This is a genomic window from Streptomyces sp. NPDC048462, assembly GCF_043200175.1.
GTDB lineage: Bacteria > Actinomycetota > Actinomycetes > Streptomycetales > Streptomycetaceae > Streptomyces.
In genome coordinates this window covers 77,287-97,134 of sequence record NZ_JBICXG010000002.1, presented here as the reverse complement: position 1 = coordinate 97,134, position 19,848 = coordinate 77,287, and the positions used below count along the sequence as shown (strand labels likewise).

The 19,848-nt window shown below is 69.7% G+C and carries 19 protein-coding genes; 18 read left to right on the top strand and 1 reads right to left on the bottom strand.

Annotated features, from left to right (window positions below):
• Positions 1 to 16: 16 nt before the first annotated feature.
• The 16 genes from ACGFU6_RS03740 (at position 17) to ACGFU6_RS03665 (ending at position 16,488) form a co-directional block, all read left to right on the top strand.
• Positions 17 to 1,435, top strand: a complete 1,419-nt coding sequence (locus ACGFU6_RS03740; protein WP_393607890.1) for a DUF6801 domain-containing protein — start codon at positions 17 to 19, stop codon at positions 1,433 to 1,435.
• Positions 1,436 to 1,513: 78 nt separating this feature from the next.
• A complete protein-coding gene (locus tag ACGFU6_RS03735) occupies positions 1,514 to 2,467 on the top strand; it encodes a hypothetical protein (RefSeq protein ID WP_393607889.1) in 954 nt (317 codons plus the stop codon).
• 560 nt (positions 2,468 to 3,027) lie between these two features.
• On the top strand, positions 3,028 to 4,023 hold the full coding sequence (locus ACGFU6_RS03730; protein ID WP_073734359.1) for an ABC transporter ATP-binding protein: 996 nt from the start codon (positions 3,028 to 3,030) through the stop codon (positions 4,021 to 4,023).
• Entirely contained in the window at positions 4,020 to 4,883 is an 864-nt protein-coding gene (locus ACGFU6_RS03725) for an MlaE family ABC transporter permease (RefSeq protein WP_393607888.1), read from the top strand. Before ACGFU6_RS03730 ends, ACGFU6_RS03725 begins: the two co-directional genes overlap by 4 nt.
• 3 nt (positions 4,884 to 4,886) lie before the next feature.
• On the top strand, positions 4,887 to 5,690 hold the full coding sequence (locus ACGFU6_RS03720; RefSeq protein WP_393607887.1) for an MlaE family ABC transporter permease: 804 nt from the start codon (positions 4,887 to 4,889) through the stop codon (positions 5,688 to 5,690).
• Positions 5,690 to 7,003 carry an MCE family protein gene (locus ACGFU6_RS03715; protein WP_393607886.1) on the top strand — a complete coding sequence of 438 codons (1,314 nt, stop codon included), beginning with the start codon at positions 5,690 to 5,692 and terminating at the stop codon, positions 7,001 to 7,003. Before ACGFU6_RS03720 ends, ACGFU6_RS03715 begins: the two co-directional genes overlap by 1 nt.
• Positions 7,000 to 8,031 carry an MCE family protein gene (locus ACGFU6_RS03710; RefSeq protein ID WP_393607885.1) on the top strand — a complete coding sequence of 344 codons (1,032 nt, stop codon included), beginning with the start codon at positions 7,000 to 7,002 and terminating at the stop codon, positions 8,029 to 8,031. The genes ACGFU6_RS03715 and ACGFU6_RS03710 overlap by 4 nt, the downstream gene beginning before the upstream one ends.
• Positions 8,028 to 9,047, top strand: coding sequence for an MCE family protein (locus ACGFU6_RS03705; RefSeq protein ID WP_393607884.1), 1,020 nt, complete (start codon positions 8,028 to 8,030; stop codon positions 9,045 to 9,047). Before ACGFU6_RS03710 ends, ACGFU6_RS03705 begins: the two co-directional genes overlap by 4 nt.
• Position 9,048: 1 nt before the next feature.
• A complete protein-coding gene (locus ACGFU6_RS03700; RefSeq protein ID WP_393607883.1) occupies positions 9,049 to 10,164 on the top strand; it encodes an MCE family protein in 1,116 nt (371 codons plus the stop codon).
• Positions 10,161 to 11,324, top strand: coding sequence for an MCE family protein (locus ACGFU6_RS03695; protein WP_393607882.1), 1,164 nt, complete (start codon positions 10,161 to 10,163; stop codon positions 11,322 to 11,324). The genes ACGFU6_RS03700 and ACGFU6_RS03695 overlap by 4 nt, the downstream gene beginning before the upstream one ends.
• Entirely contained in the window at positions 11,321 to 12,586 is a 1,266-nt protein-coding gene (locus tag ACGFU6_RS03690; RefSeq protein ID WP_393607881.1) for an MCE family protein, read from the top strand. Before ACGFU6_RS03695 ends, ACGFU6_RS03690 begins: the two co-directional genes overlap by 4 nt.
• On the top strand, positions 12,583 to 13,104 hold the full coding sequence (locus ACGFU6_RS03685) for a hypothetical protein (RefSeq protein ID WP_393607880.1): 522 nt from the start codon (positions 12,583 to 12,585) through the stop codon (positions 13,102 to 13,104). Before ACGFU6_RS03690 ends, ACGFU6_RS03685 begins: the two co-directional genes overlap by 4 nt.
• Entirely contained in the window at positions 13,101 to 13,772 is a 672-nt protein-coding gene (locus ACGFU6_RS03680; protein ID WP_393607879.1) for a hypothetical protein, read from the top strand. Before ACGFU6_RS03685 ends, ACGFU6_RS03680 begins: the two co-directional genes overlap by 4 nt.
• Positions 13,773 to 13,864: 92 nt before the next feature.
• Positions 13,865 to 14,395, top strand: a complete 531-nt coding sequence (locus ACGFU6_RS03675) for a nuclear transport factor 2 family protein (RefSeq protein ID WP_393607878.1) — start codon at positions 13,865 to 13,867, stop codon at positions 14,393 to 14,395.
• A gap of 40 nt (positions 14,396 to 14,435) precedes the next feature.
• Positions 14,436 to 15,224, top strand: a complete 789-nt coding sequence (locus ACGFU6_RS03670; protein ID WP_393607877.1) for a hypothetical protein — start codon at positions 14,436 to 14,438, stop codon at positions 15,222 to 15,224.
• Between the two features lie 22 nt (positions 15,225 to 15,246).
• A complete protein-coding gene (locus tag ACGFU6_RS03665) occupies positions 15,247 to 16,488 on the top strand; it encodes a hypothetical protein (RefSeq protein ID WP_393607876.1) in 1,242 nt (413 codons plus the stop codon).
• Positions 16,489 to 16,509: 21 nt separating this feature from the next.
• Here ACGFU6_RS03665 and ACGFU6_RS03660 read toward each other — a convergent pair whose 3' ends face one another.
• On the bottom strand, positions 16,510 to 17,577 hold the full coding sequence (locus tag ACGFU6_RS03660; protein ID WP_393607875.1) for an ATP-dependent DNA ligase: 1,068 nt from the start codon (positions 17,575 to 17,577) through the stop codon (positions 16,510 to 16,512).
• A gap of 97 nt (positions 17,578 to 17,674) precedes the next feature.
• Here ACGFU6_RS03660 and ligD point away from each other — a divergent pair, with 97 nt between their 5' ends.
• On the top strand, positions 17,675 to 18,685 hold the full coding sequence (gene ligD, locus ACGFU6_RS03655; RefSeq protein ID WP_393608354.1) for a non-homologous end-joining DNA ligase: 1,011 nt from the start codon (positions 17,675 to 17,677) through the stop codon (positions 18,683 to 18,685).
• A gap of 143 nt (positions 18,686 to 18,828) precedes the next feature.
• Positions 18,829 to 19,830: an ABC transporter permease gene (locus tag ACGFU6_RS03650; protein WP_393608352.1), complete on the top strand. Its 1,002-nt coding sequence runs from the start codon at positions 18,829 to 18,831 to the stop codon at positions 19,828 to 19,830.
• Positions 19,831 to 19,848: the final 18 nt, after the last annotated feature.

Here is a 19,848-nt window from a genome sequence, read left to right as displayed (position 1 = left end):
GGTCCTCATGGCCGGAATGATTCCTGGCGCACAGGCGTCCGCCGGTGATCGTGACGTCCGCATCGACGTGAAGTACGGCTGCGACTTCCCCTCCGGGGACAAACCCGTCTCGGTCCGGGTGTCCGCGACGGTCCCGGAGGGGGGCGAGGTGGACAAGCCCGTCCAGCTCCGGGACGTCAGTACCGAGCTGGCTCTGCCCGAGGCCGGACTGCCGGATCTGGCCGGCCTCGGGGCGGCCGGCGTCGAGGCCGAGACCAAGCTGACCATGGGCGTGGCCCAGGGCGATCACACCGCTGAGACCGTGTGGATCGGAACCACTGATGACCCGGTGGCCGTACCGGAGACGGGGGAGTTCGCCCTCACCTCATCCGGTGACGTTCCCTCGGTGACCGCGGGCTCGTCCGGCGATCTCACTTTCACGGCGGGGAAGCTGACCGCACTGCTCACTTCGCCGAAGACCGGCGATCCCGCGGTCAAGCCGGCTGCCGTGATGCTGACCTGCGCCCCGGAGCCGGACCAGGAACTGGGGCTCGGCGCGGTACGGATCGCCGGAGACCCGGAGTGGCCTTCGCCGGAGCCCACCGGCACCAGGGAGGACAAGGCCTCCGGCGACAGCGGTACCAGCCGTGACGAGGCGACACCGGAGGTGGGTGACCCGGCGCAGCCGACTCTCCAGGACGGGAAGGCACCGCGCTGTGTGGGCGACCAGGACGACCAGTTCAGCCTGAACGCCTATGTCACCGGCTACGCGAACGTCGCCAAGCTCAAGGCCGCCACACTGTTCCCGGTCGCGTGCACACAGATCGAACAGGGCGCGACGGTGATCAAGATCCAGGACGGTCTCGTCCACCTGTTCCAGGATTCGACGGCGATCCTGGACTATCAGGGCAAGCCCAAACTGCCGCCTGCCACGGGTACGTTCCTGACCTTCGGTTTCATGCCGACGACCGCGACTCTGGAGATGACCCAGATCCCGCCGGCCGCCGGTCCGGACGGCAAGCCGCCGCCCAACGTCCATTCCGACCTGAAGATCCTCGGCCCGGGTAACAGCGAGGCCGTGACCACTATCGACCTTCAGCTCCAGCTCCGGCTGTACGACGTGAAGGTCAACGGCGTCGCCCTGGACGTCGGTGGCAACTGCCGTACTGAACGCCCGTTCGCCTTGCCCCTTCGAGGGGACATGCTTCTCAAGGACGGCGTCCAGACCGGGTACACGCTGGCCACGGGCGGTGTGCTCACCGGCCAGGTCACCCTGCCGCCGTTCTCCGGCTGCGGTGTCGGTGAGGACCTGGACGACATCTTCACCGCCTCCATCTCCGGTGTCCCCGGTGCCGTGAAGCAGGTCCAGGCACCGCCCTGTGCGGCGGCCCAGCACATCCCGACCGTGTGCACGCAGGACAACCAGCCGGTGCACGTTCCCAAGCCGGAACGCTGAACCGGAATCTGCCCCCTTGTTCCCGGCGTCGCTACCGAACCATCCCATTCGCTCGGCCCACCATGAATTGAGGGAGTAATGAGAGCTGTCCCGAAGAGATGGCGTACCGGCCTGCTCGCCGCCGGCGCCGCCGCGGTGGTCGCGATCCCGCTGACGCCTCTTTCCGCCTCCGCCGCCTCCGCCGCGAACCTCAACGGGGACTGGGCGCCCTTCTCCCGCTGCCCCGTCGACGATCCCGCCATGCTTGCGGCGGACGGCCAGGACCTCGTCGCGTCCTGCGTGTCCTCCTACTCGCCCGGCGGCGCCATCAAGCTGGGCAGCACCGAGGCCACCACCGGCGCCAACGACATGCAGTTCGGTGTCATCCAGGACACCGCGGCCGGCACGTTCAAGGTCATCCCCCCGGCCGGCGGCTCGCTCGTGGGAGCGCCGACGACCATACCCGGCGGGCTGATCGGGCTCATGTGCCCCAGTGACATTCCCGTGGTCACGGGCGTCTGCAACTCGATCACCAACGTCAGCCTGAACAAGGTGACGGCGACGGTGGAGTCCGCCGGCACGCCCACCGAGTTCAACCTGACGTCCGGGCTCACCACCGGTCAGCAGATCGTCAAACTGCCTGTCCGGATCCATCTGGAGAACCCGCTCCTCGGCTCCAACTGCTACATCGGTTCGGCCTCGAACCCGGTGATCCTGCGCCCGCAGAACACCACGGCTCCGGCCGTCGCCATCCAGCGGTTCGACGGCGACGGAACGCCCAACGCCGACGGGGGCTCGATGCTGAGGTTCGCGCTCACCGGCAACACCCAGGGCGACACCACGTTCTCCGTGCCGAAGGCCACCGGCTGCGGTCTGGGCGGAATCCTGAGCTGGGCGGTGAACCTGAAGACGGGCCTGCCGTCTCTGTCCGGGGACAACCACCTCACGCTCAACAACGCCTCGACGTACAGCGGTGCGCTCACCGCGCCCGGGCTCGTCCTTCCCAACGCGGGCAAGGTGCTGTCCCAGAACTGGCACTCCGCGGTGAAGTAGGAGTACCGCGAGGTGAGGTAACACCGCCTTTCGACGCCGTTTGACGATGCCCGCCCCGTCCGGGATATCCGCCGGAGGGGGCGGGCATCGTCATGGGCCGTTCCATACGAAAGTGAGTACTTCGAAGGGCGGCGAAGGCTCCGGAACGACTCACTTGTCGATAACTCCGCAGGGGTCCCTGCTCACCTCCGTACAAAAACAACCCCTACGTCGACACCCGCGCAAAAAGTTCAGGAACCGCTATTGCGAAGGCAGGTTACTGAGCCGTAGCGTCCCAGGACCAGGGGCGGTTCCCGCTGTCGGTGCCGGTTGCCCCGACTCGCGCGCCGGAGATCTTGCGCAGATTTCGACAAAGCCGCCGCACGGTTTTGTCACTCGGTGACAAGTGATCCACATCGAGCACCGTGTTCGTCGATTTCCGCTGTTCAACGGCTTGTCCTGGCGGTTTCTGCGGACATAACGTGCGCCTCCTGGTGCATGTGTGACGAGCCGCCATTGGATTTCTCAGAGCCGGAGCGCTGACAGATGACCACGTTCACCTACACGTCGAGGGAGGGCCGATGGGAATCGAAGTAGTCGTTGAAGGCCTAACGAAATCCTTCGGTAAACAGAACATCTGGCAGGACGTCAGCCTCACCCTGCCCGCCGGCGAAGTGAGCGTGATGCTCGGTCCTTCCGGTACCGGAAAGACCGTCTTCCTGAAGTCGCTCATCGGACTGCTCAAGCCCGAGCAGGGGCGGGTGCTCATCAACGGCGTCGACATGGTGAACAGCCCCGAGCGGAAGATCATGGAGACCCGGAAACTGTTCGGTCTCATGTTCCAGGACGGTGCGCTCTTCGGGTCGATGTCCCTCTTCGACAACATCGCCTTTCCGCTGCGCGAGCACACCCGCAAGAGGGAATCGGAAATCCGCCGGATCGTCATGGAGCGGATCGACATCGTCGGACTGCTCGGCGACGAGGACAAACTGCCCGGCGAGATATCCGGCGGCATGCGCAAGCGGGCCGGCCTGGCCCGCGCCCTCGTCCTGGACCCGCAGATCATCCTCTGCGACGAGCCGGACTCCGGGCTCGACCCGGTCCGCACCGCCTACATCTCGCAACTGCTCATCGACCTCAACGCACAGATCGACGCGACGATGCTGATCGTCACCCACAACCTCGACATCGCGGCCACCGTCCCGGACAACATGGGCATGCTGTTCTGCCGCAACCTCGTCACCTTCGGGCCGCGCGAGGTGCTGCTGACCAGTGATCTGCCGGTCGTCTCCCAGTTCCTCTCCGGCCGCCGCGAGGGGCCCATCGGCATGTCGGAGGAGAAGGACGCCGCCACGCTCGCCGCCGAGGAGGTCAACGGCTACGGGCAGGGCATCAGCTCGGCCAACGCCACCCGCACCGTGGTCCCGCAGCTGGAGCCCTCGCCGGGCCTGCCCGTACGTCAGGGCGCGCTGCGCCGCCGGGAGCGGGTCATGTCGATGATGGGGCAGCTGCCGGAGGCCGCCCGTACGGCCATCCTGAACAGCTACAGCCCGGCGGCGGGCGGTGGACGCCCGTGACCGCCCCCATGCCGGTGCGGCCCCCGGAGCCCCCCGGGCCGCCCCCGTACCGGGCACCGGAGAAGAGGAAGGCGCCCGAACAGCGCCGCCCCACCCGGCTGTTCGCCCCGCTGCGGGAGACGGGCAGGCTCTTCACCCTCGCCGGGACCGTGTGCCGCGAGACCTTCCGCCGGCCCTTCCAGGTGCGGGAGTTCATCGAGCAGTTCTGGTTCGTCGCCAGCGTCACCATCCTGCCCGCCGCCCTCGTCTCCATCCCGTTCGGCGCGGTCATCGCCCTCCAGGTCGGCTCCCTCACCCAGCAGCTCGGCGCCCAGTCGTTCACTGGCGGCGCCAGCGTCCTCGCCGTCATCCAGCAGGCCAGCCCGATCATCGTCGCGCTGCTGGTCTCCGGGGCCGCCGGGTCCGCTATCTGCGCCGACCTCGGATCGCGCAAGATCCGCGAGGAGCTCGACGCGATGGAGGTCATGGGCGTGTCGCCCGTGCAGCGCCTCGTCGTTCCCCGGGTGCTGGCCACCATGCTGGTCGCGGTCCTGCTCAACGGACTCGTCTCCGTCGTCGGCACGCTCGGCGGCTACTTCTTCAACGTGATCCTCCAGCACGGCACCCCCGGCGCCTACCTGTCCAGCTTCTCCGCCCTTGCCCAGCTGCCCGACCTGTACATCAGCGAGATCAAGGCCCTGATCTTCGGCTTCATCGCGGGCATCGTCGCCGCCTACCGGGGACTCAACCCGCGCGGCGGGCCGAAGGGGGTCGGGGACGCGGTCAACCAGTCCGTCGTCATCACCTTCATGCTGCTGTTCTTCGTGAACATGATCCTCACGGCGATCTACCTCCAGATCGTCCCCGCGAAGGGGAGCTGACCGATGTCGATGCTCAGCTGGCTCGACCGATCCGGTGACCAACTCACCTTCTACGTGCGGGCACTGCTCTGGATCCCCCGGACCCTGCGGCGCTACCTCAAGGAGGTGCAGCGCCTGCTGGCCGAAGTCGCCTTCGGCAGCGGCGGACTCGGGGTCGTCGGCGGCACCATCGGCGTGATGATCGCGATGACACTGGCCACCGGCACGGTCGTCGGCCTCCAGGGGTACGCGGCGCTCAACCAGATCGGCACCGCCGCGTTCACCGGCTTCATCTCCGCCTACTTCAACACCCGGGAGATCGCCCCGCTCGTCGCCGGACTCGCGCTCTCCGCGACCGTCGGAGCGGGCTTCACCGCCCAGCTCGGCGCCATGCGGATCAACGAGGAGATCGACGGCCTGGAGGCCATGGGCGTGCGCTCCATGCCCTACCTCGTCACCACCCGCATCATCGCCGGGGTCGTCGCCATCATCCCGCTGTACGCGATCGGGCTGCTCTCCTCCTACCTCTCCTCCCGCTACGTCACCGTCCTGTTCAACGGGCAGTCGGCCGGCACCTACGACCACTACTTCAATCTCTTCCTGTCCCCCGAGGACGTACTGCTGTCGGTGCTCAAAGTGCTGATCTTCAGCGTGATGGTGATCCTCGCGCACTGCTACTACGGCTTCCACGCCACCGGCGGACCCGCCGGGGTGGGAGTGGCGGTCGGCCGGTCGGTGCGCAACGCGATCGTGCTGATCAGCGTCACCGACTTCTTCCTCTCGCTCGCCATCTGGGGCGCCACGACGACCGTGAAGGTGGCCGGCTGATGAGCAACCGGACCACGCACTCCACCCGTCGCAGACTCTCCGGAGTGGCCTTCCTGCTCGTGCCCGCCCTGCTCATCTGGGTGTCGGTCGCCGTGTACAACAAGGACTTCACCGACGACGCCACCGTGACGGTACGGACCGGGAGCGTCGGCAACGAGATGCACGACAACGCCGACGTGAAGCTCCGCGGAGTCGTCATCGGCCAGGTCCGCGACATCTCCGCCGACGGCGAGGGCGCCCGCCTCACCCTGGCCATCGAGCCCGGCAAACTCGACCGCATTCCGGCCGACGTCACGGCCCAGATGCTGCCCACCACCCTGTTCGGGGAACGGTTCGTCGCGCTCGTACCGCCCGCCGTACCCTCCGCGAGCACCCTGCGGGCCGGAGCCGTCATCCCGCAGGACCGCTCCAGCAACGCCATCGAGCTGGAGGAGGTCCTCGACAACGTCCTGCCCCTGCTGACCGCCGTACAGCCGGAGAAGCTCTCCGCAACGCTCAACGCGGTCTCCCAGGCACTGCGGGGACGGGGCGAGAAGCTCGGCGACACCCTCGTCAGGCTCGACGCGCACCTCCAGAAGTTCAACCCCCAACTCCCCACGCTCAACGCCGACATCAAGGAACTCGTCAAGGTCAGCAGGGTGTACGGGGACGCCGCACCCGACGTCCTGGACGCACTCACCGACTTCACCACCACCAGCGGGACCCTCGCCGACCAGCAGGCGGAGCTCGCCGACCTCTACGGTTCCACGACCGCCTCCGCGCAGGACCTCACGACCTTCCTCCAGGAGAACAAGGACAACCTGATCCGGCTCTCCGCGACCGGCAGGCCGACGCTCGAACTGCTCGCCAAGTACTCCGACGAATTCCCCTGCACCCTGCGGACCATGGCCGGATTCGTCCCCGCGATGGACAAGGCGCTCGGCAAGGGCACCGGACAGCCCGGCCTCCACGTCACCCTCAAGTCCGTGAAGTCCAGGGGCAAGTACGTGGCCGGCAAGGACACCCCCGTCTACGACGCGACCGGCGGACCGCACTGCTACTCCGTGCCGTACGTCGGTACGACGGAGCCGACGGCCGCCGGGCGGGCCGCGGCGTCCCCGGCCCCCGGCGACAAGGCGGCCGCGGACCCGCAGACCGAGACCGGGCCGAAGGCGACGGACACCTCCCTCGGCATGCCCAACTCCCCGCAGGAGAGCCGGCTCGTCAACGAGCTGGTCGCTCCCTCACTGAAAGTCCAGCCGCAGAGCCTGCCCGACTGGAGCAGCGTGCTCATCGGCCCGGCCTTCCGCGGTGCGGAGGTGAAGCTCAAGTGAAGCGCCGCTCCCTCGCGGGACCGCTCGCGAAATCGATCGTCTTCATCCTGGTGACCGTCCTGGCCACCACCGTCCTCGGGCTGTCGATCGCCAACACCGGGGTCGGTGACACCACCTCGTACAAGGCGCGGTTCACCGACGCCACCGGGCTGATCGTCGGTGACAGCGTACGGATCGCCGGGGTCAAGGTCGGGCAGGTCGAGTCGATCGACGTCGCGGACAAGCGGCTCGCCGAGGTCGGCTTCGCCGTCCGCAAGGGGCGCAGCCTCCCCGCCTCGGTGACCGCCTCGATCAAATACCTCAACATGGTCGGCCAGCGCTACATCGACCTCGACCAGGGAGCCGGACCCGTCGGCCGGAACTTCCAGGCCGGAGCGACCATCCCGCTCTCGCGCACCACACCGGCGCTCGACCTGACCCAGCTGTTCAACGGCTTCCAGCCGCTGTTCGAAGGACTCTCCCCGCCCGACGTCAACCAGCTCGCCGGCTCCATCGTCCAGGTGCTCCAGGGCGAGGGCGGCACCGTCGACAGCATCCTCCAGCACGTCGGCTCACTGACCTCCACGGTCGCGGCCAAGGACAAGGTGATCGGCGAGGTGATCAAGAACCTCAACACGGTCCTGAAGACCGTGAACGACCGGGAGGCCGGCTTCAACGACCTCGTCGACACGCTGCAGCAGCTCGTCACGGGCTTCGCCGGCGACCGCAAACCCCTCGGGCAGGCCGTCACCGCGATGGGCGCGCTGACCACCGTCACCGCCGACCTGCTCCAGGACGGCCGCAAGCCCCTCAAGGACGACATCAAGCAACTCGGACGGCTGTCGGACCAGTTGGGCAAGGGCACCCCGCAGATCGAGAACTTCCTCAAGAAGACCCCCGCCAAGATGGAGGCGATCAGCCGGCTCGCCTCGTACGGCTCCTGGCTCAACCTCTACCTCTGCGAAGCCAAGGTCAGCGGTGTGACCACCGAGGACGGCAGCACGCCGCCCACCGGCATCGCCATCACCCAGCCGAGGTGCCTGGCATGAGAATCAAACCCCTGCGGGAACGCAACCCCGTCGCCATCGGCATCGCCGGACTCCTCGTCCTGGCCCTCATCGGCTACGGCGCCTACCGCGCCGACTCGCTGCCCTTCATCGGCGGCGGCACCACCTACACCGCCGACTTCACCGAATCCGCCGGGCTCGGCTCCGGCGACGAGGTGCGGATCGCCGGCGTCAAGGTCGGTGAGGTCACCGGAGTCTCGCTCGACGGCGCCAAGGTCAAGGTCAGCTTCCGGGTCAAGCACGCCTGGATCGGCAACTCCTCCACCGTGGGCATCGCCATCAAGACGCTGCTCGGCGACAAGTACCTCGCCGTCGATCCGCTCGGCACCGGCCCCCAGGACCCGGACCGGCGCATCACGTCGAGCCGTACCACCTCCCCGTACGACGTCACCCAGGCCTTCAACGGACTCGGCGAGACCATCGGCGAGATCGACACCAAGCAGCTCGCCAAGAGCTTCGAGACGATCTCCGCCACCTTCAAGGACTCACCGCCCGACGTGAAGAGCGCCGCCGACGGGCTCTCCGCACTCTCCAGGACCGTGTCCCAGCGGGACGCCCAGCTGGCCACCCTCCTCAAGGGCAGCAAACAGCTGACCAAGACCCTCGCCCACAAGAAGAGCAGCTTCGAGACCCTGCTGGAGGACGGCAACCTGCTCCTGGGCGAGATCCAGGCCCGCCGCGACTCCATCCACCTGCTGCTCACCGGCACCCAGGACCTCGGCACCCAGCTCACCGGCCTGGTCGCGGACAACAACAAGCAGCTCAAGCCCACCCTGGAGTCGCTCGGCCGGGTCACCGCGGTCCTGGTGAAGAACCGCAAGAGCCTCGACAAGGTGCTGTCCCTGACCGGTTCGTACAACCGGCTCGTCGGCAACACGCTCGGCAACGGCCGCTGGCTCGACAACTACGTCTGCGGGGTCGTGCCCAGGGACTACCTGCCCGCCGGCACGCCCCCGGCGACCGGATGCATGCCTCCCAAGCAGCAAGGCGGCCGCTGACATGAGAATCACGCGCATCGTCGGCATCGGCGCCGGACTGGCCGTCGTGGCCGTCGCGGCCACCTCGGGCGTGATGGCCATGGACGACGAGGGCAGGACGACGGTCACCGCCTACTTCGACCAGGCCACCGGCGTGTACGCCGGATCGGACCTGCGGATCCTCGGGGTCAAGGTCGGCACGGTCGAGTCCGTACGGCCCAAGGGTGAGGAGGTCGAGGTGCGGCTCCGCGTCGACAAGGGCGTCAAGGTGCCCAAGGGCGCGCACGCCGTCGTCGTGGCCCCCAGCCTGGTGGCCGACCGGTACATCCAGCTCGCCCCCGCCTACCGGGGGGGACCACTGCTGGCGGACGAGGCCGAACTGCCCGCGTCGCACAACGCCACCCCCGTCGAGGTCGATCAGCTGTACGCCTCCATCACCGAACTCTCCACCGCGCTCGGCCCCGACGGAGCCAACTCCGACGGCGCGCTTGCCAGGCTCCTGGACACCGGGGCGAAGAACCTCGACGGCAACGGAAAGGCGATCGGGAACTCGATCGAGCAGTTCGGGAAGGCGACGAAGACCCTCGACAAGAGCAGCGGGAACCTCTTCGACACCCTCTCCTACCTCCAGACCTTCACCACCATGCTGAAGGACAACGACGGCAACGTCCGCAAGGCCGAACAGCAGCTCAACTCGGTCACCGGGTTCCTGGCCGACGACAAGGAGAACCTCAGCGCGGCCCTGAAGGAGCTGGGCACCGCACTCGGCCAGGTCAAGACCTTCATCAAGGACAACCGAGGCGCCCTGAAGGCGAACGTGGACGCCCTGGTGCCGGTCACCCAGGCGCTGGTGGACCAGCGGGCCTCGCTCGCCGAGTCCATGGACACGCTGCCGCTCGCCGCGGACAACGTGATCAAGGCCTACGACCCGTTGAACCGCACCCTCAACGGCCGTACCAACCTCAACGAACTCTCCATGGGCGGACCGCTCACCGACGAGTCCACGAGCCCGAGCGGACTCACGGCGGTGGACGCCACCCGCCAGAAGGCGCTGCCCTCGCTGCCGCTGCCCGCCGTGGGCACCGTCTACGGCACCCCCGACAAGCCCGCCACGCAGAAGAAGGGGGCCAAGCGATGAGCCGCTTCCCGAGCCGGCCCGGCGCCCGCGCGACCGGCGTCGCCGCCGTGCTGGCGGTGGGCGTCGGCCTGGCCCTGATCGCCACCACGGTCGACCTGCCGACGTTCACCGGCATCGACCAGGTGCCGCTGCCCGGCGGCGCGGACCTCGGCGACCACCCGTACGAGATCACCGCCGAGTTCGGGGACGTGCTCAGCCTCGCCCCGCAGTCCTCGGTGAAGGTCAACGACGTGGCCGTCGGCCGGGTCACCAAGATCTCACTGGCCGAAGGCAGCTGGAACGCCAAGGTGACCATGAAGGTCAACGGGGGAATCAGACTCCCCGCGAACGCGTACGCACACCTGGAACAGTCCAGCCTGCTCGGCGAGAAGTACATCCAGCTCTCGCCCCCGGCATCCGGCACCGCCAAGGGCGCCCTCGCGGACGGGGACCGCATCCCGCTCACCCGGACCAACCGGAACCCCGAGGTCGAGGAGGTGTTCGGCGCCCTGTCGATGCTCCTCAACGGCGGTGGCATCAACCAGCTCAAGACCATCACCACCGAACTCAACAAGGCACTGGCCGGACAGGAACCCCAGGTCCGCTCCATGCTCAAGCGGGTCAACACCCTCGTCACCAACCTGGACGACCACCGGGCGGACATCACCGACGCCCTCGACGGAGTCAACCGGCTGTCCGCCACCCTCGCCACCCGCAAACAGGACGTCGGCACCGTCCTCACCAAGCTCAGCCCCGGCATGAAGGTCCTGGAGAAGCAGCGCGGCTCGCTCATGACCATGCTGCGCTCGCTCGACACGCTCTCCACCGTCGCCGTCGACACGGTGAACAAGAGCAAGGCCGACGTCGTCGCCGACCTCAAGGCCCTCGCCCCCACCCTCCAGGCCCTCGCGGACTCCGGCCAGGACCTGCCCGACTCCCTCCAGGTGCTGCTCACCTACCCGTTCACCGACGAGGTGCTGAACGGCGTGAAGGGCGACTACCTCAACGTCTACCTCGATGTCACGGCCCTGCCCGGCACCCAGATCATCCCGCCGATCATCCCGGCCGGCGGCACCGCGCCCCCCGCCGCGGGGGGCGCCGACGCCCTGAAGTCCGGCACCGCACTGCCGCTGCCGCTTCCCTCGGTCACGGGCCCGGCCACGAAGGGGAGCAACCGATGATCACCGTGGCCATCCGGCTCAAGAACATCGCCTTCCTGATCATCGCGGTGCTCGTCCTCGGCTACCTCGGGGTGCGCTACGCCGACCTCGGCCACTACGTGGGCATGCGCGGCTACTACACCGTCAAGGTCCAGCTCCCTCAGACCGGCGGCCTGTTCACCCACTCCAACGTCACCTACCGGGGCGTCTCCGTGGGCCGGGTCGGCCCGATCGAGCTCACCGACGACGGGGTGGAGGCCGAACTCCGCATCGAGAAGGACGCCCCGCCCATCCCGGACGCCCTGAAGGCCGTCGTCGCCAACCTCTCGTCGGTGGGCGAACAGTACGTCGACCTGCGGCCGACCCGCTCCGAGGGCCCGTACCTGGCGAACGGCTCCGTGATCGACCAGGCCGACACCACGATCCCGGCGCCCGTCACCGACGTACTGACCAGCGTCAACGACCTCGCGGGCTCCGTCGACCTGGAGTCCCTGCGTACGGTCGTCGACGAATTCGGCACCGCCTTCGACGGGCGCGGCGACGACCTCCAGGTACTGCTGGACACCAGCAGCGACTTCGTCCAGGCCGCCGACGACGCACTGCCCGTCAACACCCGGCTGATGATCGACGGCGAGACCGTGCTGCGCACCCAGGCCGAACAGGGCGACGCGCTGAAGGGCTTCGCGTCCGGTGCCAAGGATCTGGCCGCCGAACTCAAGGGATCCGACACCGATCTGCGCAAGCTGATCGCCGTCACCCCTGACGCCACCGGCCAGATCAGCGGACTCCTGCGGGACCTCGACCCGAGCTTCGGAGTCGTCGTCGCCAACCTCCTCACCACCTCGGATGTCGCCGTCACCCGGCAGCGCGGGCTGGAGGAACTGCTGGTCAAGCTGCCGGAGGTCGCGGCCGTCGGCTCCAGTGCCGTGGACGAGAACGGCGCCAGGTTCGGCATGTCCGTCACCTTCTTCGAGCCGCTGCCCTGCACCTCGGGCTACGGCGGTACGACCTACCACAACGGGCTCGACGTCACGCCGGGGCCCGCCGTCAACACCAAGGCCCGCTGCGCCTCGTCGCCCGGCACGGGCATCAACGTCCGGGGCAGCGCGAACGCCCCGAAGGGCGGGGCGCTGCCGCCGCCCGCCAAGCCCGGCTCGATGCTCCTGGGCGGCGACAAGTCGACGGACCGGCTGCCCGGGACGCTCGGGGTCACCCCCGGCACCGCCCCGGCCGCCGACGGGATGGCCGGACTGCTGGGTCTCGGCCAGGGAGACGGTTCATGACATCACGCACGAGGACCTCGATCGGCTGGGCCGCGCTGCTCGCCGCCGTACTGGTCTGCGCACTCGGCGGCTGGTCGTACGCCCAGGCCCGCGGGGACGACGACCTGGCCTACGCCAAGAGCCGGGACACCGCGCTGGCCGACGGGAGAGCGCACCTCGCCCGTCTCAACACCCTGGACGGCAAGGACGCCAAGAGCGTGGACGCCGGGCTCGGCGGCTGGCTCGGCTCGTCGACCGGCCCCCTGCACGAACAGCTGAAGCGGACCCGGACCAAGGACGCGAGCGAGCTGACGAAGTCCGGTTCGACGGCGCGCGGCAAGGTCACCGACGCGGCGCTCACCGCGCTCGACGAGCGGACCGGCACGGCGCGGATGATCGCGACGGTCGATGTCCAGGTCACTCCGCGCACCGGAAAGGCCGGCACCGAACGCAAGCGGTTCGAGGCCACCCTCGCCCGGACCGCGGACGGCTGGAAGGTCAAGGCACTGACGGCGATACCGGTCGGGAGCGGCACATGAGGGCACGGGGCGGGGCGACGGTCGCGAACAGCGGCACGGAGGACCCGGTGGCGGAGGACCCCACGGCGGGGGTCACGAGCGAGGAGCCGGCCGAGGCCGGATCCGTAACGGCCGGGTCCGAGCCCGCAACGGAGGAGCCCGCAGGCGACGATCCGGGGCCCGGCACCGGCCACCGCAGGCTGCGCCTGGTGGCAGGGGTCCTGGTCGTGGCGCTGCTCGCGGCCGGAGGCGGACTCTTCGCCATGGGCCGCCAGCTGCGCGACACCCCCGCCACCTCCAACAAGGCGCTCACCGACAGCGAGGCGACCACCCGGGTCGCTGGAGACGTCACCAACGCGCTCGGCAAGGTCTTCTCCTACAGCCCGTCGGCCACCGCCGTCACCAAGGAGTCCGCGAAGCAGCTCCTGGCGGGCAAGGCGCTCCAGCAGTACGCGGCGCTGTTCGGCCAGGTCGAGAAGCAGGCAGCCGATCAGAAGCTCACCCTCACCACCCACGTCGTACGAGCCGGGGTGACCCGGCTGACCCACGACAGCGCCCATCTGCTCGTCTTCCTCGACCAGGTCTACGAACGCCGGGGCAAGGCCGCCAGTACGGCGGCGGCGCAGCTCTCCGTCACCGCCCAACTGCGTGAAGGGCGCTGGACGATCGTCGAGATCACCTCCAGATAGCACGGCAGGGACGGGGCGCGGACACCGCACAGCACGACACAGCAGGACAGAGCACGACACAGCACAGGGCCGGCCGGCAGGGAGAGGCAGCAATGGCACGGGTACGGATGACGAGGAATCCGCTGGTGGCGGCGGCGATCGTGCTGACGGTCGCGGCGGCGGGCGCGGCGGGCTGGGGCGGGGTGTCCCGGTACCAGGCATCGCACGACGACTCGGCGGCGTACGCGCAGACCCGCGACGACGCACTCGCGGCGGGCGAGCAGGCCGTGCAGAACATGAACACGCTCGATCACCAGAAGCTGGCCCAGGGGCTCGACAGCTGGGAGGACTCCACCACCGGCGACCTGCACCAGCAACTCGTCGACGGGCGGGACGCGTTCGTGAAGCAGATCCAGGAGGCGAAGACCGTCAGTACGGCCAAGGTGCTCTCCGGCGCGGTCACCGAGCTCGACGACCGGGCCGGCCGGGCCGGGGTCATGGTGGCGCTGCGGGTGACCGTGACCGCACCGAAGGGCAAGCCCGCGGTGAAGGAGAGCCGGATGCTCGGGCAGCTCACCCGCACCTCCGAGGGGTGGAAGCTCAGCGCCCTCGGTCAGGCGCCCGTCGGCAACACCGCCGGCTGACGCCACCGACTCCCACCCCGCACCGAGAGGACCCCCGCACATGTCGACGACCCGTCACCTCGTCAACCGGCAGCGCCGCCTGGCCACCGTCGCCGCAGCGGAACGCACCGCCACCGCCACGACCACCGCGCCCGGATCCGCCCGGCCGGACACCGGGTCCGAGGGCTCCGGACCCGAGAGCGCCGGACCCGAGGACAGCGGGCCCGAGAGCGCGGGCGCGTCCGGCGAGGACAGTGCCGACGGCGAGGCCGAGCCGGCGGGCAGGGCGGAGGGAGAGCCGGAGGAAGAGGCGTCGCGGTCCGGACGCTCGTTCCGCCCCCAGTTCTCCCTGCCCGCCGTCCTGTGCGTACTGACCGTGCTCCTCGGCTCCTTCGCGGCCTGGTCGTTCACCTCGGCGGGCAGTCTGCGCGACGAACCGGGCCGGCAGAACACCGCCCTCACCGACATCAGCCGCACCAGTGAGGTCAAGGGGCAGATCACCGAGGCGGTGGGCGCGGTGTTCTCGTACAACTACGCCTCGCCGGCCAAGGCCGACACCGCGGTGAAGACCTATCTGGTGGGCAAGGCGGTCCAGCAGCACAAGGACATGCTCGCGGAGGTACGGGCCCAGGCACCCAAGCAGAAGCTCGTGCTCACCACGACCGTCACCGAGAGCGGTGTGGAGCTGCTCGACGGCGACCGGGCCCGGCTGCTGATCTTCGCCGACCAGAGCAACACCCGTACCGGCAAGTCCGAGGAGACGACCTACGCCGCCGCGATGTTCGCCGTGGACGCGGTCCGCCGGGGCGGCAACTGGCGGATATCGGCCATCGACACGTTCTCCCGGTGACCCGGGGGAGAGGAGAGCACGCATGAGGTTCAACGGCACCATGCGCCGCGGACTGGGCGGCACCGCAGCCGCCGTCGCCGCGATGGCAGCGCTCACCGCCTCCCAGGGGCCGGGGCTCGTGGCGCACGAGGAGACGCCGAAGCAGCGCCAGGAGTCCGACGAGGTCAAGTGGTCGGAGGTGGCCAACGACGACTCCTACCACACCGAACTGCCGCCGCTGAAGAGCCCCGAGCCCCCGAAACCGGGCGTCAAGCGGGCCCCGGTCGTCGTCGCGGCGTGGGCCGAGGCGGGGATTCCGGCCACAGTGCTCGACGCCTACCGCAAGGCCGAGGCCTCCCTGGGGCGCAGCGACCCGGGCTGCGGGCTGCCGTGGCAGTTACTGGCGGCCATCGGCAAGGTCGAGTCCGGGCACGCGGGCGGCGGCAGGGTCGACGCGCACGGCACGACGCTGTCACCGATCCTCGGACCGGTGCTCAACGGCGCCGGATTCGCCAACATCCCGGACACCGACGGCGGGGCGTACGACGGGGACAAGACCTTCGACCGGGCGGTCGGGCCGATGCAGTTCATCCCCTCGACCTGGGCGCACTGGAAACGGGACGGCAACGGCGACGGTCGCAGCGACCCGGGCAACGTCTACGACGCGGCCCTGGCGGCGGGCGGCTACCTCTGTGCCGGATCGCGTGATCTGACGGGACGGGCCGGTCTCGACAGTGCCGTCCGGAGCTACAACCACTCGGACACCTATCTGCGCACCGTGCTGTCCTGGCTGGAGTTCTACCGCAAGGGCACCCATCCGGTCGCCGACGGCAAGGGCCCCGTGCCCAGGACCCCCGGCGCCGGGAGCCCGAACGAGCCCAAGCACCCGGTGGGCGGGCCGGGCAGCGGCAAGGACGGTGACAAGGGCGGCGGGATCGAGGTCGGTGCCCAGCCCGGCCACACCAAGAGCCCGACGGCATCGGCGTCCCCGGACCCCTCGCCCGGTGGTTCGGGCTCCCCGGACCCCGGCGGCTCCACCGACCCGGGCTCGTCGCCGGACCCGACCGACAGCGGGTCCGCCACCCCCGACCCCGGTACCAGCCCCGACCCGTCCACCAGTCCCGATCCCGACCCGAGCACCACGGAGCCCGGTCCGGGCTGCGAGACGGAGTCCCCGTCGCCCGAACCGACCGATACGACCGGGGCCACCGAGTCGCCGTCACCCGATCCGACCACGACCCCCGAGCCCTGCACCCCACCCACGGCGCCGCCCGCCGCCGACTGAGCCCCCGGCCGTCCGCCCGGCTCAGCCGCCAGCGGCCGACAGCACCGAGCCGAGGTCGTACCGCACCACCTCTTCCAGCTGGGCGTACGTGCAGCCGGCGGGGGTGCGGTCCGGCCGCCACCGGCGGAACTGGGCCGTGTGCCGGAACCGGTCACCCTCCATGTGGTCGTAACTCACCTCGCAGACCCGTTCCGGGCGCACCGGCACCCAGGACAGGTCCTTCTTGCCCGACCACCGGCTCGGGGTGCCGGGCAGCCTGGCGTGTTCGTGCGCCTCGGCGTCCTGCCAGGCTCCCCAGGGGTGGGCGGTGAAGTCCGTGACCAGTGGCTCCAGTTCGGTGACGAGCTCGGCGCGGCGCTTCATCGGGAACGCCGCGCAGACCCCCACGTGCTGGAGGACGCCCGCCTCGTCGTACAGACCGAGCAGCAGCGATCCGACGACCGGGCCGCTCTTGTGGTGGCGGTAGCCGGCCACCACGCAGTCGGCGGTCCGCTCGTGCTTGATCTTGTACATCACCCGCGTGTCCGGCCGGTAGGGCAGGTCGAGCGGTTTGGCGACGACCCCGTCGAGACCGGCCCCCTCGTACCGGTCGAACCATTCCTGGGCGACGGCCGGGTCGGTGGTGGCCGGGGCGAGGTGGACGGGGGGCGAGGCGGCGGACAGCGCGGCCTCCAGCACCGTCCTGCGATCCGACTGGCGCGTGCCCAGCAGCGAGTCGTCGCCCACCGCGAGGATGTCGAAGGCGACCAGCGAGGCCGGGGTCTGCCCGGCCAGCAGCCGCACCCGGGAGTCCGCCGGGTGGATACGTTCACTGAGCCGTTCGAAGTCGAGCCGGCCCTCGTGGGCGATCACGATCTCGCCGTCGATCACACAGCGCTCCGGCAGGTTCTCCCGGACAGCGGTGACCAGCTCCGGGAAGTAGCGGGTCAGCGGCTTCCCGGTGCGGCTGCCGATCACCACCTCGTCGCCGTCCCGGTGCACGATCGCCCGGAAGCCGTCCCATTTGGCCTCGTACTGCATCCCCGGCGGAATCCGGGACACGGACTTGGCGAGCATCGGCTTCACGGGCGGCATCACCGGCAGGTCCATGCCCCGATTGTGGACCGTACGATGGTCGGAGTCTCCCGATATGCGCCATATGTGTGCCCGGCCTACCGTGGCCGACATGGCAGCAGCGGGCAAAGCGGTGGAGCTGGACGCGGGCGGACGGCCCGTCCGGCTGTCCAGGCCGGACAAGGTCTACTTCCCGGAGAAGGGCTACACCAAGAGGGACGTGGCCGAGTACTTCCTCGCCGTGGGGCCCGGCATCACCCGCGCCCTGCGCGACCGGCCGACCACCCTCCAGCGCTTCGTGGACGGGGTCGAGGGCGAGTTCTTCTATCAGAAGCGGGCCCCGAAGAACCTTCCCGAATGGATCCCCACAGCCCGCATCGCCTTCCCCAGCGGCCGCCCGGCCGACGAGATCTGCCCCACCGAGGTGGCCGCCGTCATCTGGGCCGCCAACCTCGGAACGCTCACCTTCCACCCCTGGCCGGTCCGGGGCGGTGACACCGACCACCCCGACGAGCTGCGCATCGACCTCGACCCGCAGCCCGGCACCGACTACGCCGACGCGGTGCGGGCCGCCCACGAGCTGCGCTCGGTACTGGAGGACCACGGACTGCGCGGCTGGCCCAAGACCTCCGGCGGCCGGGGCATCCACGTCTTCGTCCCCGTCGAACCCCGCTGGACGTTCACCGAGGTCCGGCGGGCGACCATCGCGGCGGGCCGCGAGCTGGAACGCCGGATGCCGGACCGGGTCACCACCGCCTGGTGGAAGGAGGAGCGCGGCGAACGGATCTTCGTCGACTTCAACCAGACCGCCCGGGACCGCACGATCGCCTCGGCCTACTCCGTACGCCCCCGCCCGCACGCCCCGGTCTCGGCACCGCTGCGCTGGGAGGAGATCGACGACGCGCAGCCGCGCGACTTCGACATCCGCACCATGCCGGCCCGGTACGCGGAGGCGGGCGACGTGCACGCGGACATGGACGACCACGCCTTCCGGCTCGACCTGCTGCTGGAGCTCGCCGACCGCGACGAGAAGGAACGCGGCCTGGGCGACATGCCCTACCCGCCCGAGTACCCGAAGATGCCCGGCGAACCCAAGCGGGTCCAGCCGAGCCGCGCCCGGCACGACGGGGACGACGACGCATGAGCACCCCTGACAGCGGGGCCACCCCGCCCGAGCCCGTCCCCGGCACGCAAGGCACGCAAGGCACGCAAGGCCCGTCCGGCACCGAACCCGACCCGCCGCACGGAGCGCACGGACGGCCGCTCACCCGGGGTCAGAAGTGGACGATGTACAAGAACTCGCCCTACTTTCCGGCGACCGTCCTGCTGTTCATCCTCGCGGCGGCCGCCGGGCTCTTCGCCGGCTCGTACACGTACGCGATGGCCAACCCGACTCCGCACCGGATCCCGGCCGCCGTGGTCAGCCTCCAGGAGACGGCCCGGGGCAAGGCGTTCGTCACCGCGATGGACGAGGCGCTCGACGCCTCCCTGGACGTCCACCGGTACGACACCCTCGCCGAGGCGCGTGAGGCCCTGGAGGAGCAGGAGGTCTTCGCGATCGTGCGGCCGGTCAGGGCGGGGGTGGCCCTGGACGTGGCCGGTGCCTCCGGTGCGGCCGTCGCCCAGCTGCTCGCGGAGTCGGCGGTCAAGGTGGGGGACAAGCTCGGCGTCACCGTCTCCGTCACGGACGTCAAACCGCTCCAGAAGGGCGACCCGCGCGGGCTCGCGCTCTTCTACATCTCGCTCGCCGCCGTCATCATCGGCTTCGTCGGCGCCATCCAGCTCAGCGTGCACGCCCGCACGCTGATCCCACTGGAACGCATCGCGTTCACGGTCGCCTACTCGATGCTCGGCGCGTTCTCCATCGCCGCGGTGGTGGACTGGCTGCTGGGCGCCGTCGATCTGCCGTTCTTCGAGTCCTGGCTGATCCTGGCGTTCACCATGTTCACCTCGGGCATGGTCTTCACCATGTTCAACACCCTGATGGGCCGGTGGGCGATGCTCCCGACCTGGGGGGTGATGGTGCTCCTGGGGAACCCGTCGTCCGGCGGAGCCGTGTCCTGGCCGCTGCTGCCCTCACTGCTGGGCCACATCGGGCGCTGGCTGCCGCCGGGGGCCTCGGTCAACGCCCAGCACACCGCCGTCTACTACCAGGGGCACCAGCGCGTCTTCCCGTTCCTCGTGCTGGCCGCCTGGGCGCTGGTCTCCTGCACGGTCTTCTGGGTGTGGCGCCACCGGCACCCCGGAGGCCGCGACCACATGCCTCAGCATGCGGCCGCGGCCACCTGAACCACTCCCGGGCGTCGT